Origin of the sequence: Arthrobacter sp. AZCC_0090 (assembly GCF_014207375.1) — a bacterium.
Lineage (GTDB): Bacteria > Actinomycetota > Actinomycetes > Actinomycetales > Micrococcaceae > Arthrobacter.
This window is the reverse complement of the sequence record NZ_JACHEE010000002.1, coordinates 128,381-142,350: the sequence shown is the minus strand read 5'-3', so window position 1 is coordinate 142,350 and position 13,970 is coordinate 128,381. Positions and strand designations below refer to the sequence as shown.

14 protein-coding genes and 1 pseudogene are annotated in these 13,970 nt (G+C 62.9%); 10 read left to right on the top strand and 5 right to left on the bottom strand.

Translation table 11 applies throughout. From position 1 onward, the window contains the following. Window positions 1-103 precede the first annotated feature (103 nt). Together HNP00_RS03445 and HNP00_RS03440 are read left to right on the top strand one after the other, a co-directional pair. A complete protein-coding gene (locus HNP00_RS03445) occupies window positions 104-532 on the top strand; it encodes a hypothetical protein (RefSeq protein WP_184735958.1) in 429 nt (142 codons plus the stop codon). A gap of 147 nt (window positions 533-679) precedes the next feature. Continuing rightward, complete coding sequence (locus tag HNP00_RS03440; RefSeq protein ID WP_184735956.1) at window positions 680-1,870, top strand: acyl-CoA dehydrogenase family protein; 1,191 nt, start codon at window positions 680-682, stop codon at window positions 1,868-1,870. A gap of 198 nt (window positions 1,871-2,068) precedes the next feature. Here HNP00_RS03440 and HNP00_RS03435 read toward each other — a convergent pair. Beyond that, window positions 2,069-2,470: pseudogene (locus tag HNP00_RS03435) on the bottom strand (peptidoglycan DD-metalloendopeptidase family protein); the annotation flags it as partial. 432 nt (window positions 2,471-2,902) lie between these two features. Between HNP00_RS03435 and rpsB the strand changes: the two are divergent. The 6 genes from rpsB to HNP00_RS03405 all read left to right on the top strand — a co-directional run bounded on the left by rpsB (window position 2,903) and on the right by HNP00_RS03405 (window position 7,787). After that, entirely contained in the window at window positions 2,903-3,757 is an 855-nt protein-coding gene (gene rpsB / locus HNP00_RS03430) for a 30S ribosomal protein S2 (protein WP_184735954.1), read from the top strand. A 121-nt stretch (window positions 3,758-3,878) separates the two neighbouring features. Further along, window positions 3,879-4,715: a translation elongation factor Ts gene (tsf, locus tag HNP00_RS03425; protein ID WP_184735951.1), complete on the top strand. Its 837-nt coding sequence runs from the start codon at window positions 3,879-3,881 to the stop codon at window positions 4,713-4,715. A 145-nt stretch (window positions 4,716-4,860) separates the two neighbouring features. Then, window positions 4,861-5,598 (top strand): UMP kinase, encoded by a 738-nt coding sequence (gene pyrH / locus HNP00_RS03420; RefSeq protein WP_184735949.1) that lies wholly within the window; start codon window positions 4,861-4,863, stop codon window positions 5,596-5,598. A 102-nt stretch (window positions 5,599-5,700) separates the two neighbouring features. Beyond that, the gene (gene frr, locus HNP00_RS03415) at window positions 5,701-6,258 is read left to right on the top strand and encodes a ribosome recycling factor (RefSeq protein WP_184735947.1); all 558 of its coding nucleotides are present in this window, start codon (window positions 5,701-5,703) and stop codon (window positions 6,256-6,258) included. Then, window positions 6,258-7,181 carry a phosphatidate cytidylyltransferase gene (locus tag HNP00_RS03410; protein WP_184735945.1) on the top strand — a complete coding sequence of 308 codons (924 nt, stop codon included), beginning with the start codon at window positions 6,258-6,260 and terminating at the stop codon, window positions 7,179-7,181. Before frr ends, HNP00_RS03410 begins: the two co-directional genes overlap by 1 nt. A gap of 21 nt (window positions 7,182-7,202) precedes the next feature. After that, entirely contained in the window at window positions 7,203-7,787 is a 585-nt protein-coding gene (locus tag HNP00_RS03405; protein ID WP_184735943.1) for a DivIVA domain-containing protein, read from the top strand. Window positions 7,788-7,875: 88 nt separating this feature from the next. Here the strand turns inward: HNP00_RS03405 and HNP00_RS03400 are convergent, their stop codons facing one another. Genes HNP00_RS03400 through HNP00_RS03385 form a run of 4 tightly spaced genes read right to left on the bottom strand, consistent with a single transcriptional unit; the run spans window position 7,876 to window position 11,608 of the window. After that, the gene (locus HNP00_RS03400; protein ID WP_184735941.1) at window positions 7,876-9,351 is read right to left on the bottom strand and encodes a cation acetate symporter; all 1,476 of its coding nucleotides are present in this window, start codon (window positions 9,349-9,351) and stop codon (window positions 7,876-7,878) included. Continuing rightward, complete coding sequence (locus tag HNP00_RS03395) at window positions 9,348-9,710, bottom strand: hypothetical protein (RefSeq protein ID WP_184735938.1); 363 nt, start codon at window positions 9,708-9,710, stop codon at window positions 9,348-9,350. Before HNP00_RS03395 ends, HNP00_RS03400 begins: the two co-directional genes overlap by 4 nt. Beyond that, window positions 9,707-10,426 carry a LytTR family DNA-binding domain-containing protein gene (locus tag HNP00_RS03390; protein ID WP_184735936.1) on the bottom strand — a complete coding sequence of 240 codons (720 nt, stop codon included), beginning with the start codon at window positions 10,424-10,426 and terminating at the stop codon, window positions 9,707-9,709. Before HNP00_RS03390 ends, HNP00_RS03395 begins: the two co-directional genes overlap by 4 nt. Window positions 10,427-10,441: 15 nt before the next feature. Beyond that, entirely contained in the window at window positions 10,442-11,608 is a 1,167-nt protein-coding gene (locus tag HNP00_RS03385) for a sensor histidine kinase (protein ID WP_184735934.1), read from the bottom strand. Window positions 11,609-11,843: 235 nt separating this feature from the next. On the opposite strand from HNP00_RS03385, the gene HNP00_RS03380 reads away from it, so the two are divergent. Both HNP00_RS03380 and HNP00_RS03375 read left to right on the top strand, forming a co-directional pair. Further along, a complete protein-coding gene (locus HNP00_RS03380; protein ID WP_184735932.1) occupies window positions 11,844-12,221 on the top strand; it encodes a DUF485 domain-containing protein in 378 nt (125 codons plus the stop codon). Then, window positions 12,218-13,834 (top strand): cation acetate symporter, encoded by a 1,617-nt coding sequence (locus HNP00_RS03375; protein ID WP_184735929.1) that lies wholly within the window; start codon window positions 12,218-12,220, stop codon window positions 13,832-13,834. Before HNP00_RS03380 ends, HNP00_RS03375 begins: the two co-directional genes overlap by 4 nt. Window positions 13,835-13,970: the final 136 nt, after the last annotated feature.

Below are 13,970 nucleotides of genomic sequence, written 5' to 3'. Positions count from 1 at the left end.
GTTGTCTGGAACGTCGACAGGCCGAATCCATGGAGGGTCCAATGTCCTTTTTCACCGCGCCCACGGGCAGCAAAACAGCTGCCGGAGATTTGGACACACAACCATGAATTCTGTCAGGATCGGACCCGTCACCACCAAGGACACTGGTGAGGTAATCCCTGCCGCCGTGGTCCTCGGCGATTATCACCTGGACGACGGATATGGCTGGATGGATCTGATCAGGGAACACGGATGGGCCGCCATCCCAAACTGGGGGGCCGATGGGTGGAACTTGGGCCAGTGGCCCTTTGTCATCGTTGCAGCCACCCGCGCCGCGGGCGGCACCGGCAAGCTGTTCGGCGTCGCCAGCTACCGCGACGGCGAGGTGACCTGTGCGTACTACAGGACGGAGGCCAGGCAGTGGGACGAGATCACCAGGCACGCTCACTACTGGTGGAAGAACGGCCAGGTACATGCCCCCGCTGACCTCCCCGAGGACGCCGCCGAGCTCCCGAGTCGGTACCGCCAGCCCTGCACCGGCCTTTCCAGCTAACCCACCTCAATGCTCGTGCTGTATCACTCATTCGTCTTGGGCCACGCCCTGGTTGGCTGAGTTCGCCGAGCCATATTTGCCGGCACCTTGATGCAGATGCGCAACTACGATAAGTTACTCACCAGTAACTTATGCAAAAGGAGCGCCATGTCCAAGGCAGCAATCGACCTCGAGAACCTCCCGTACGCCGACGGCGACTTCTATGGCTTTGAGCAGTTGCTCACGGCCAAGGAGCAGGACCGGCTGGCCGAGATTCGGGCTTTCCTTTCCCGTGAGGTCAAGCCGATTGCCGTCGATTGCTGGAACCGTGGGGAGTTCCCCATGGAGCTGATCCCGAAGCTGGCTGAGATCGACTTGGTCAGCCCGGTAAGGCGGCAAGGCTATTCCAATGTTTTCGCCGGCCTCGTCCACGCAGAGGCAACCCGCGCTGATGCGTCCATTGCCACGTTCATGGGCGTCCACGACGGCTTGTTCACTGGTTCGATCGAGGCTCTGGCGTCCCAAGAGCAACAAGATGCGTGGCTGCCGGACGTTTACTCCCTCAAGAAAATCGGAGCCTTTGGACTCACCGAGCCCTTGGGTGGTTCGGACGTCGCGGGCGGCACCAGGACCACCGCCCGCCGCGACGGCGACAACTGGATCCTCAGCGGAGCCAAGCGCTGGATCGGTAACGCCACGTTCTCCGACTGGGTAGTGATTTTCGCCCGCGACCTCGCCGACAACCAGGTCAAAGGTTTTATGGTGGACACGCGTCTCCCGGGATTCAGCGCCACCAAGATCGAAAACAAGATCTCGCTGAGGACCGTCCAGAACGCCGATATCACCCTCGAGAACGTGGTAGTCCCCGACTTCTTCAAACTGGCCAATGCCAACAGCTTCCGGGACACCAACAAGGTCCTCAAAGTGACACGGTTGTCGGTCGCCTGGCAAGCCGTGGGGCAGCAGCTTGCAGCATTCGACGTCGCCCGCCGCTACGCGGTGGAGCGTTTTCAGTTCGGGAGGCCCTTGGCCTCGTTCCAATTGGTGCAGCAACAACTGGTGCAGATCCTGGGCAATACGGTCAGCTCCATGGGCATGATGGTTCGGCTCGCGCAGCTCGAGGACTCCGGAGTGGCCAAGGATGAGCAATCCGCGTTGGCGAAAGCCTTCACCACGTCTCGCATGCGCGAAAGCGTTGCCCTGGGCCGCGGCATTCTGGGCGGCAACGGCATTGTCACGGACTTTGAGATGGCCAAGATCTTCGCCGACGCCGAGGCAATCTACTCCTACGAAGGCACCCACGAAATCAACACCCTCGTCACAGGGCGGGCCATCACCGGGATTTCCGCCATCGTTTAACCGCCCGCGAGCGGCGTCACGGTCCATGAGGGAAAGGTGATCCTCCGTCCGGTTCACGGCCCTGGAAGCCGTGCGCCGGTCTAGCGGCAACTCCAGTGGCAGCAACACGGACGGGCGCATATCGGTAACGAAGGCAAGCGGGTTGACGTAGTCTTCCCCGCGCCGCACACCCCAGTGGAGGCAAGGCGAAGCGGAGCAATGACCGGCCTTGACCACGCCGATTGTCTGACCCCTTATGACAGCGGCGCCCTCCTTGAGTTCGCTGCTCACGGGTTCAAAGCTGCTGCGGAGCCCTCCGACGTGGTCGATCACGATCACGGGCCTGTCCACCACAACACCGACGAAGCTCACGGTGCCGTCGGCGGGAGCGGCGACCGGGGCGCCGTCGGCCGCTTGCAAATCGACGCCGCGGTGCCCGCTCAGCCAGGGTTTGTCCGGAGGGTCGAAAGTACGCAGGACGGCGGGCTTGGGGGAGAGCGGCCACGCCCAGTCCAGGCGGGGGCTGGCGGTGGCTGCACCGGCTCCCGGAGCAGCAGCGGCGGGCGTTGCACCCAAAGCGAGCACCAAGAGTAGGTAGGCCAGAAGATTTGCCGTTCTCATGGAATAAGCCTTCGTCAGCCTGGGGAGTCCGGAAAGCCGCAAGATCCACTATGTGGAAAACCTGCGAAAAGGCGCAGGCGCGCGGAGCCTGGAGTCAATGAGATTACGGTCAAGAGTCCGGGGGCGCTGTAGTACACTTGATGGAGCAGTTTGCTGTGCCCTCAAGCTTGTTTAGAAGCGCGTCTCATTCAGTTGCGCGGGGGCTCCAGGCTGACTACGCGCATCCAACCCTCCAACTGCGAATCCGTACGGATTCAATGCTGCGGAGGATTGTGCTCTTGCGGTCCGGCGAGTCATTGGCCGGATGAGAAGTGCAATGGATGCCAGGAGCCAAGGCCCGTTCGGGTCCGGCTAAATAACCGTCAACTATTGGCAGGGTAAGAGCGGCCCGTGTGGCTCTCTCATGAATGACCTGCCGGAAGGAGCGTCGGCATGCCCGTCGTAACTATGCGCCAGCTGCTTGACAGCGGCGTCCACTTTGGACACCAGACCCGTCGTTGGAACCCGAAGATGAAGCGCTTCATCTTCACGGAGCGCAACGGCATCTACATCATTGACCTTCAGCAGTCGCTGTCCTACATCGACCGCGCTTTCGAGTTCGTCAAGGCTACTGTCGCCCACGGCGGCACGGTCCTGTTCGTCGGCACCAAGAAGCAGGCCCAGGAAGCAATTGCTGAGCAGGCTACCCGCGTTGGCCAGCCGTACGTCAACCAGCGTTGGTTGGGCGGTATGCTCACCAACTTCCAGACCGTTGCCAAGCGCATCCAGCGCATGAAGGAACTCGAAGAGATCAACTTCGAGGACGTTGCCGGCTCCGGTTACACCAAGAAGGAGCTCTTGCTCCTCAAGCGTGAGCTCACCAAGCTGGAAACCAATCTGGGTGGTATCCGTAACCTGACCAAGGCTCCTTCCGTTCTGTGGGTTGTTGACACGAAGAAGGAACACCTTGCTGTTGACGAAGCCAAGAAGCTGAACATCCCGGTTGTTGCCATCCTGGACACCAACTGTGACCCCGACGAAGTTGATTTCCCGATTCCGGGCAACGATGACGCCATCCGCTCCGTCAACCTGCTGACCCGTGTGGTTGCCGACGCTGTTGCTGAGGGCCTCATCGCCCGCAACCAGCGCGCCACCGGTGCTGCTGAGGCTCCGGAAGAGCCCCTGGCTGAGTGGGAGCGCGAGCTCCTCGAAGGCAGCAAGGCCGAAGCTCAGGCTGCGGAAGCTACGGAAGCCCCGGCCGCCGAAGCCACCGAAGCTGCTGCCGGCGAAGCCGAAGCAGACAAGTAAATCCGGACCTTTCCTGCACCGGAAATCGGTGCGGGGAGCTACTGACAGGATGGTGGCCCACCAGGTGGGCTGCCGTCCTGTCAGTCCGTAAACACATAAATTTCTAGACAGAGGGGTTCACATGGCGAACTACACTGCTGCTGACATCAAGGCCCTGCGCGAGCGCACCGGCGCCGGCATGATGGACGTCAAGAAGGCTCTTGACGAGGCCAACGGCGACGCCGAGAAGGCCATCGAGATCATCCGCATCAAGGGCCTCAAGGGCGCTACCAAGCGTGAAGGCCGCTCCACCGCGGAAGGCCTGGTTGCAGCCAAGGTCACCGACGGCGTTGGCGTGATGATCGAGGTCAACTGCGAGACCGACTTCGTCGCCAAGGCTGACAAGTTCATCCAGCTGGCCGACAAGGTCCTGGCCGTCGCTGTCGAGTCCGGCGCTGCCGACCTCGAGACCCTGCTGGCCATCGACGTCGACGGCAAGCCCCTTTCGGAGGTTGTCGTCGAAGAGGGCGCAGTCCTCGGCGAGAAGGTCGTCGTTCGCCGCATCGCCCGCATTGAAGGCGGCACCGTTGACGCTTACCTGCACAAGACCTCCAAGGACCTCCCGGCCCAGGTCGGCGTCCTGTTCGCCGTTGAGGGCGAGGGCGACGCCGCCGCTACCGCGGCTCACGACGTTGCCGTCCACGTTGCAGCCATGGCTCCGAACTACCTGAGCCGCGAAGACGTCCCGGCCGAACTGGTCGAGTCCGAGCGCCGCATCGCGGAAGAGACCGCCAAGGCTGAAGGCAAGCCGGAAGCTGCTCTCACCAAGATCGTGGAAGGCCGCGTGACGGGCTTCTACAAGGGTGAGGTTCTCCTGGACCAGGCATTCGCCAAGGACTCCAAGAAGACCGTTGCCCAGGTCCTCGAAGAGGCCGGCGTCAAGGCAACCGCAGTCGCTCGTTTCCGCGTAGGAAACTAGTAAGACTTCAAAAGGGGTGGTCACTGCGGTGGCCGCCCCTTTTGCATGCAATGGCGGGCCCGCACCGAGTGCATCTACATTCGGTGGCTTTCTGCCCGGCCCCCAGCAAGATAATCTAGCCAGAGTCCACAAACGGGAAGGCACCATGGAAACCGAGAACACTGCAATCCAGCCCGGAAAGACCCGCCGCCGAGTGTTGCTGAAGCTGTCCGGTGAGGTCATCGGCGGCGGAAAGCTCGGTGTAGACCCGGAAACCGTCCGCGCCATCGCCAAGCAGATTGCTGCAGCTGTTTCCGAAGTCGAGGTGGCAATCGTCGTCGGCGGCGGCAACTTCTTCCGCGGCGCCGAACTGTCCCAGAGCGGCATGGACCGTTCCCGTGCCGATTACATGGGAATGCTAGGCACCGTGATGAACTGCCTGGCCCTTCAGGACTTCCTGGAGCAAGCGGGCGTCGAGACCCGCGTCCAGAGCGCCATCACCATGGGCCAGGTGGCCGAGGCCTACATTCCCCGCCGTGCCATCCGCCACATGGAGAAGGGCCGCGTGGTCATCTTCGGTGCGGGCGCCGGACTTCCGTATTTCTCTACTGACACTGTTGCCGCCCAACGTGCGCTCGAAGTTCATGCCGACGTGGTCCTCATGGCGAAGAGCGGTGTGGATGGCGTTTACACCGCGGATCCCAAGAAGGATCCCACCGCTGAGAAGCTGGAAAAACTCAGCTATGACGACGCCCTGCGGCGTGACATCCGCGTCATGGACCAGACCGCCATGACCATGTGCAAGGACAACGATTTGTCCATGGTGGTCTTCGGCATGGAAGGCGAAGGGAACGTCACCCGGGCCATCCTCGGCGAAAAACTAGGCACCCTGGTCACTCCCTAGCAAGGGCTAGGATATTTCTAGGACTCTTCCGCCCGCAGGGGCGGAAATTTACTGTGCATCGCGGCCCGTGGAACGGGGCGCGACTATTTCTGAGGAGAAACCATGATCGAGGAAACCTTGCTCGAAGCCGGCGAAAAGATGGACAAGGCGGTCGAGGTAGCCAAAGAGGATTTCGCGACGATCCGTACCGGTCGTGCCAACCCCGGGCTCTACAACAAGGTGATCGTGGAATACTACGGCACTCCCACGCCGCTGCAGCAGCTGGCTTCTTTCGCTATTCCGGACGCCAGGACCATCCTGATCACCCCCTACGACAAGACCGCGATGCGCGACATCGAACGGGCTTTGAGCGACTCCGAGGTAGGCGCGAACCCGTCCAACGACGGCAACGTCATCCGGATCACCATCCCTGAGCTCACCCAGGAACGCCGCAAGGAATACGTCAAGATCGTCAAGGGCAAGGGTGAGGACGCGAAGGTCACCATCCGAAGCATTCGACGCAAGGCCAAGGACTCCTTGGACAAGCTCGTCAAGGATGGCGAAGCCGGCGAAGACGAAGGCGCCCGGGGCGAAAAGGAACTCGACGCCATCACGAAGGCCCACGTCGACGGCATCGACGAGCTCCTCAAGCGCAAGGAAGCCGAGCTGCTCGAGGTCTGATGAGCGAGGCTGAGCCGGCGCCCGCGCAGGGAATTCCCACACGCGCCAGGCGCCAACGGGGCAACCCGACGCCCAAGGCGGGAAGGAATCTTCCGGCCGCCATCGGCGTCGGGCTTGCCATGCTCTTTGCCGTTCTCGGCGGCCTGCTGTTCCTGCCGCTGGGGTTCGTCCTCCTGACCACCGCATTCGCGGTTCTCGGTGTGTGGGAGATTTTCCGCGCGCTCGAAGGCCAGGGGACCCGGATGCCGATTATCCCCGTGATGACCGGCACTGTGGCAATGCCGTTGGCGGCCTACTTCGGCGGCTCTGAGAGCCTGCTCTTCGCCATGGCGCTCAGCGGCACGGCTGTCCTGCTCTGGCGTTCCCTCGAAAGCGCCGCCGGCGCTCCCCGTAGCGTCTTTGCCGGAATTTTCACCCTCGCTTGGGTGCCGTTCCTGATCAGCTTTGCCATCTTGCCCCTCCACGCCAGCGGGGGAGCGACGACGGCGGGTCCCTGGCCCGGTGGACAAGTACCGGCAGGTGCCTGGCAGATTGCGGTCATGCTGTTGCTGGTGGTGTCCAACGACACCTTTGGGTACCTCGTGGGCGCATTGTTCGGCAAGCACCCGATGGCTCCCAAGATCAGCCCCAAAAAGTCCTGGGAAGGCTTCGGAGGCTCGGTGGCAGGAGCCATGGTCATCGGGATACTCGCCAGCGTTTTCGTCCTCGGAAGGCCCTGGTGGGTCGGCGTCGTGCTAGCCGTCGGCATGGTGGCTGCCGCTACCGCCGGTGACCTCGCGGAATCGATGGTCAAACGGGAGCTCGGCGTCAAGGACATGAGCAGCATCCTGCCCGGGCATGGCGGGGTCATGGACCGCCTCGACTCGATCGTCTTCGCGGCTCCGGCAGCATTTATTCTTTTCGCGCTGTTGAGCGGCGCCTGACAACCACCCAGAAGGAAAGCAGTGGCAGTGGACATTCGTCGCCAGATCCCCGCAGCATTTGAGCGAGTGGAGCGTAGCAAGTACGGCTACAACGCCAAGCAAGTAGACCAGTTCTTCCAGCGTGCCCGGCTGTCGTTTGAAAACCGGGCAGAAGCATCGGAGAAAATCGGCAGCAACGATGTCCGGTCTGTTTCTTTCGATCCCGTCAAAGGCGGCTACGACGCCGCTGCCGTGGATGCCGCCCTGGATCGCCTGGAAGACGCCTTCGCCCGTCGGGAACGTGACGAGCTGATAGCGGCCGAAGGCGAGGAAGCCTGGCTGCTGAAGATCGGAAAACTCTCCGGAGTGTTGCGGGGCCGCTTGCACCGGCCTGATGGCGAACGTTTCCGCCGGCCGGAGAAGAAGCGTGCGCGCAGCTACAACATTGCCGAGGTCGATGCCCTGTGCGTTTCCCTGATCGGCTACCTGGAGAATGACAAACCGCTGAGCGTCGACAACGTCCGCCGAGCAGCCTTCTCCGAGGCCAAAGGGCACGACGGCTACGAAGAAGCCCAAGTGGATGCGTTCCTGGACAGGGTGGTCGAACTCATGGCGGCCATCGACTAACTCGCCCCGACTAGCTGTCCTCAGACTAGTTGGCCTCGACCAGCAGCCCGGACAGGCTGCGGCGTCCTTCGATGAATGTCGGGATCCTTCAGCGGCGCTGGCGTTCCGTGGCCACGGGCCGTTCCGGGACGTGAAGTCGTGTCATCAGCCGGGTCACGGTCCCGGGAACCCGGTGTTTCGTAGCCCGCGAGACCAACACCATCACGCCAAATGCGGCCGGCACGGTCCAAGCCGCAGGCTGCGCAAGCCATGCCGGCGCAACAGACGAACCCATGAACGTGCCCGCCACCAGCGCACCCCCACAGAGGATCGCCCCGGTCAGCATGCCGGCAATCGCGCCGGCGTCGCTCAGGCCACGCCACCAAATGCCTAACAGCAGGACGGGACAGATGGTGGACGCCGTAAAGGCGAAGACCAGCCCCACGCTGCCAGCGAGGGCCGTCGAATCCGTGGTGAACGCAAAAGCCAAGGGCACGACGGCGGCCAGGAGTGCCGCGACCCGGAATCCACGCACGCTTCCGCCCAGAAGGTCCTGGCTGATGACGCCGGCCAGCGAGACCACCAGTCCTGACGTCGTCGAGAGGAACGCTGCAAACGCCCCGGCCACCACCAACGCCGAGAGCAGATCGCCGGCCACGCCGCCCAGCAGCTTTCCAGGCAGCAGCAGGACCAAGGCGTCGGGTTGTCCGTTGCGGGCAAGTTCCGGTGCGAAGACCCTGCCCAACAGGCCGGACGCCGTCGGGAACAAATAGAAAACTGACAGCAGCCCCAACACAATGAGGGTTGTGCGGCGCGCCGATTGGCCGTCCGGGTTCGTATAGAAGCGGACCAGGACGTGGGGGAGTCCGAGCGTTCCGAAGAGCAGCGCCACCAGAAGAGAAACGGTCTGGTACAGCCCTGCCGCAGGAAGGCCCGTGGGATTGCTGGAGGCCTCCGCCAGGGCCGGGGTGCCGACGTCGGACTGGTGCATCAACAGGAACACGACTGGGACGGCCAAAGCGGTCAATTTGAGCCAGTATTGAAAGGCTTGCACGAAAGTGATGGAGCGCATGCCGCCGGCCACCACGGTCAGGCACACCACCACGATGACGGCGATGGAGCCAACCCAGGACGGCAAACCCGTGCTGATCCGGATGGTGAGGCCGGCGCCGCGCAGTTGCGGCACAATGTAGAGCCATCCGACGGCCACCACCACGAGGCTCGTGACGCGGCGGACGGCTTTGGACTCGAGCCTGGCTTCCGTGAAATCCGGGATCGTGTAGGCGCCTGATCGGCGCAAAGGAGCGGCGACGAACAGGAGCAGCATGAGGTAGCCGGCGGTGTAGCCTACCGGGAACCAGAGGGCGTCTGTTCCGGTTAACAGGATTAACCCCGCGACGCCCAGGAAGCTCGCTGCGGACAGGTATTCACCGCCGATCGCCGAAGCGTTCCACCAAGGCCTGACAGTGCGCGATGCCACGTAAAAGTCGCCGGTGGTGCGCGAAATGCGCAGGCCGTAGAAGCCGATCGCCGCCGTCGCGAGTGCCACGCCCACAAAGGCCGCGAGGCCGACGGCAGGATTCACTTCTCCTCCACAAGATCGCGGTAGCGGGCTTCGTTCCTTGCCGCTGACCGGTTGTACAGCCACGCACTCAGCCCGATGACCGGGTAGAGCGCTACTCCGAGGATGATCCAACTGACGGGGATGTCGAGGATCCGCATTCGCGCGAGGTCCGGGACCAGCGCCACCATGAAACCGTAGGCCGCCAGCACCAGCAGGAAACCTGAAGCCACCACCACTGCGAGGCGCAACTGGGAACGGATCAGGGACCTGACGAAGACCTGCCCGACGTCGGAGTCCTCCGCAGCTTCGCGCGAGCGGTACGGACGCGTCGGCGCTACCCTGGCTGCTTGCCGCGGGGCCGTGACCCTGACCCGGGTCATGCTTGCGGCCGGATCCGGGTGGCTTCGAGTTTGTCCCGCACTGACGGAAGATGCCTGCGGCTGATCGGCAATTCGGCCCCGGCCACCGTGACGCTGGGGCGCGCCGCGGCCAGTTTCATGTGCCCCACGTGGTTGAGGGACATCAGGTAGGAGCGATGGATGCGAATGAATCCGGCTTCTGCCCATTGCTGTTCGAGGTCGCTCAACGGCACACGGATCAAGTAGCTCGCCTCTGCGGTGTGCAAGCGGGCGTAGTCTCCCTGGGCCTGGACATAGCTGACGTCGTCGCGCCGGATCATCCGGGTGGTCCCTCCCTGGTCAACCGTGATCATCTCCGGGACCTTGCTTCCGTCCTTGATGAGTTCGCTGATGCGGCTGATGGACCGGGCCAGGCGCTCCGCCCGCACCGGCTTCAGCAGATAGTCGACGGCGGCCAGTTCGAACGCCTCGAGAGCGCAGTCTTCGTCGGCAGTGACGAAGACGACGGCGGGTGGGTGCCCGCTGTGCGCGATGGCGCGGGCGATGTCCAGGCCGGAAAGCGCTGGCATATGGATGTCCAGGAAGACAGCGTCCACGGATTCGGTTTCGAGGGCGCGGAGGGCTTCGGCGCCCGAGGCTGCGCGGTGGATGGTACCGATGCGCTCGTCTTTCCTGAGCAGGAAAGCGAGTTCTTCAACGGCGGGGAGCTCGTCGTCGGCGACGAGTACGTTGATCATGGTTATAGATTAGCGTCAGGCATCATGGCTCGGCTGGGACTTGGGCACGCGCATGGTGATCAAGGTGCCTTCTCCCGGCGCGGTCTCGATGACCAAGCCGTGTTCGTCGCCATAAACCTGCCGGAGACGGGAATCGACGTTTCGTAATCCAACATGCTCGCCATCGGCGTGGCCGGCCAGCACGGTGCGCAGGTGTTCCGGATCGATCCCCACTCCGTCGTCTTCGATGGTGACTTCGGCGAAGGCCCCGGAATCATTGGCGCAGATGGTGATGTGCCCCGGTCCTTCCTTCGCTTCAAGCCCGTGGCGCACGGCGTTTTCCACAAGGGGCTGAAGGCTCAGGAACGGAATCACCGTGCTCAGCACTTCCGGTGCGATCCTGAGGCTCACCTGCACCCGATCCCCGAAGCGCGCCTTCTCCAACAGCAGGTAGCGGTCGATGCTCCGAAGTTCCTCGGCCAAGGTGGTGAAGTCGCCATGGCGCCGAAAGGAGTACCGGGTGAAGTCGGCGAACTCCACCACCAGCTCCCGGGCCCTGGCGGGATCGGTGTTGATGAACGATGCGATCACGTTAAGTGAGTTGTAGATAAAGTGGGGGCTGATCTGCGCGCGCAAGGCCCGGACTTCGGCCTCCATGAGCAAGGTACGGGAAGCATCCAGCTCGGCCAGTTCCACTTGTACGGCCACCCAGTCCGCGAGTTCGCCGGTAGCCCGGACCAGCCCTGCACCGGTTTGCGGAGCGAAGGCGGCAACGGCTCCCACCACGCGGTTCCCGGCCCGGATCGGCGCAATCACGGCGTTCAGCTCGCGCGATGCGGACACGACCACCGTACGCCCATCGGAGAGCACTCCCGCGGCGAGCCCCATCAAGGCGGCTTTCAGTTCTTCCGCTGCGCCGTCCCAGGCCAGGACTGATTCAGTGTCCGTGATGGCAAGGGCGTCGCAGCCGAGCAAGGAGCGCAATTGCTTGCTCGCCTTGGCGGCTCCGGCGGACTGGAGACCCGTGCGCAGGTGCTGCCCAGCGCGCGACGCCGCGTGGAGGGTTTGGTAGGTGGCCCTCTCGGCGTCCGTGCCCAGCTCACGGAAGGAACGGATGACTTTGAGGCCCACCCCGACGGCGACCGCCACGGCGAGCACGATGACGGCGATCGCGGCGGCGGTGACGAGCGGGGAATCCGGCATGGAGCAAGAGTAGCGAATCCGCCCGCGACGGCGCTGCCGCCCTGGCTTTCCCGCCGTCGTGCGCTGTGCCGATTCAGTCGCCGCCAGCAGCGCCGTTCGGCGCAGCAACGTGTCCGCTGGGCGATGCCTGTGCCTATGGATCTGGAAGTTGTGCAGCCGCCCGGTGAATAGTGATTCCAGTCACATTGGCTAGGAGTGTGTGGTCGATGTAGACATTCACAACCAGGAGGAACCCATGGGTAACGAGGCCCAGACACCGGACGCAGCGGCGTCCGTGGATTTCCAGGAAGTCCAGCAAACGGCGCAGTTTCAGGAGCTACGCAAGCGCCACCGCAGTTTTGTCTTTCCAATGGCCATCGCATTCCTGCTTTGGTACTTCGCATATGTCCTGCTCGCTGACTACGCCGTGGGCTTCATGTCCACCAAACTGTGGGGCAACATCAACGTCGGCCTCGTCCTGGGCCTGCTCCAATTCGTCTCCACCTTCGGAATTACGGCCTGGTACGTCAGCTACTCCAACCGGAGGCTGGACCCGGTCGCCGCAGAAATCCGGAACGAGATCGAGGGACATGAATTCGACAAGGGCAGCACTGTGAGAGGGGCGGCACAATGAGCGCCATGGTCCCGATGGTCAACGTTGCCGCACTCAAGGACACCACACTCTTGAACATGGGCATTTTTGCCCTGTTTGTCCTGGTCACCATGGTGATCGTTTTCCGGGCCAGCCGGAACAACAAGACGGCTGCGGACTACTACGCCGCTGGACGCTCGTTCACCGGCTCCCAGAACGGGACCGCGATCGCCGGCGACTACCTCTCTGCGGCGTCGTTCCTGGGAATTACCGGAGCCATCGCCGTCAATGGCTATGACGGCTTCCTGTACTCCATCGGATTCCTGGTGGCCTGGCTCGTGGCGTTGCTGCTGGTGGCCGAGCTGCTGCGCAACACGGGCAAGTTCACCATGGCCGATGTGCTTTCCTTCCGGCTGCGCCAGCGCCCGGTGCGGATTGCCGCGGCCCTGTCCACCCTGGCTGTCTGCTTCTTCTACCTGCTGGCACAGATGGCTGGGGCAGGAAGCCTGATTTCCTTGCTCTTGGGCATCAGCGACTGGGGCGGACAAGCCCTGGTGATCGTCGTCGTCGGCGCCCTGATGATCGTGTACGTGCTGATCGGTGGGATGAAGGGCACCACCTGGGTGCAGATCATCAAAGCCGTGCTGCTCATTTGCGGGGCAGCCGTCATGACGCTCTGGGTGCTTTCCATCTACGGCTTCAACCTGTCGAACCTGTTGGGTGCTGCAGCAGATTCCGCCAAGAACCCCAACGTCCTGAACCCCGGCCTGCAGTATGGCAAGACCGAAACCTCCAAGCTGGACTTCATGTCCCTCGGCCTGGCATTGGTCTTGGGCACGGCCGCCCTGCCGCACGTCCTGATGCGCTTCTACACCGTGCCTACCGCCAAGGAAGCCCGCAAATCGGTGGTCTGGTCCATCTGGCTGATCGGTTTGTTCTACCTGTTCACGTTGGTCCTCGGCTACGGGGCCGCGGCACTCGTTGGCGCGGACACCATCAAGTCCGCTCCGGGCGGCGTCAATTCCGCTGCGCCGCTCCTCGCGTTCCACCTCGGCGGACCGTTGCTGCTGGGCTTCATTTCCGCCGTCGCGTTCGCCACGATCCTTGCGGTGGTGGCCGGCTTGACCATCACGGCTGCTGCGTCGTTCGCCCACGACATCTATGCGAACGTGATTTCGAAGGGCAAGGCCGATGCGGGGACCGAGGTCAAAGTGGCACGCCGGACGGTGGTGGTCATCGGGGTCCTTGCGATCCTCGGTGGCATCTTTGCCAATGGGCAGAATGTCGCCTTCCTCGTGGCGCTCGCCTTTGCGGTGGCGGCATCGGCCAATCTGCCGACCATCGTCTACTCCCTGTTCTGGAAGAAGTTCACCACACAGGGAGCCACGTGGAGCATGTATGGCGGCCTCGCAGCGGCCATCATCCTGATCGCGTTGTCGCCCGTGGTTTCCGGTGCCAAGACATCCATGATCCCGGGCGCCAACTTCGCGATCTTCCCGTTGAGCAACCCCGGAATCGTGTCCATTCCGCTCGCCTTCCTGCTTGGCTGGCTCGGTACCGTGCTGGACAAGAGGCGCGAAGACACGGCGAAGCAGGCAGAGATGGAAGTCCGTTCCCTGACTGGCATAGGAGCAGAGAAAGCGGTGAATCACTAGGCGTTCCTGCCGAACCAACGCTCGCTCACAAATAAGGCCAAATGGGGGATCCCTCCTGCAGAAGAAGATCTGCAGGAGGGATCCGTATTTTTCACCCAAAGGTGAGCGAGCATCCGGGCATTCATTGGTGCGGGAC

Excerpts from the sequence above, each read along its gene's own strand:
- HNP00_RS03445 (WP_184735958.1), top strand. The coding sequence starts at position 104 with ATGAATTCTGTCAGGATCGGACCCGTCACCACCAAGGACACTGGTGAG.
- HNP00_RS03440 (WP_184735956.1), top strand. The coding sequence starts at position 680 with ATGTCCAAGGCAGCAATCGACCTCGAGAACCTCCCGTACGCCGACGGC.
- rpsB (WP_184735954.1), top strand. The coding sequence starts at position 2,903 with ATGCCCGTCGTAACTATGCGCCAGCTGCTTGACAGCGGCGTCCACTTT.
- tsf (WP_184735951.1), top strand. The coding sequence starts at position 3,879 with ATGGCGAACTACACTGCTGCTGACATCAAGGCCCTGCGCGAGCGCACC.
- pyrH (WP_184735949.1), top strand. The coding sequence starts at position 4,861 with ATGGAAACCGAGAACACTGCAATCCAGCCCGGAAAGACCCGCCGCCGA.
- frr (WP_184735947.1), top strand. The coding sequence starts at position 5,701 with ATGATCGAGGAAACCTTGCTCGAAGCCGGCGAAAAGATGGACAAGGCG.
- HNP00_RS03410 (WP_184735945.1), top strand. The coding sequence starts at position 6,258 with ATGAGCGAGGCTGAGCCGGCGCCCGCGCAGGGAATTCCCACACGCGCC.
- HNP00_RS03395 (WP_184735938.1), bottom strand. The coding sequence starts at position 9,710 with ATGACCCGGGTCAGGGTCACGGCCCCGCGGCAAGCAGCCAGGGTAGCG.
- HNP00_RS03390 (WP_184735936.1), bottom strand. The coding sequence starts at position 10,426 with ATGATCAACGTACTCGTCGCCGACGACGAGCTCCCCGCCGTTGAAGAA.
- HNP00_RS03385 (WP_184735934.1), bottom strand. The coding sequence starts at position 11,608 with ATGCCGGATTCCCCGCTCGTCACCGCCGCCGCGATCGCCGTCATCGTG.
- HNP00_RS03380 (WP_184735932.1), top strand. The coding sequence starts at position 11,844 with ATGGGTAACGAGGCCCAGACACCGGACGCAGCGGCGTCCGTGGATTTC.
- HNP00_RS03375 (WP_184735929.1), top strand. The coding sequence starts at position 12,218 with ATGAGCGCCATGGTCCCGATGGTCAACGTTGCCGCACTCAAGGACACC.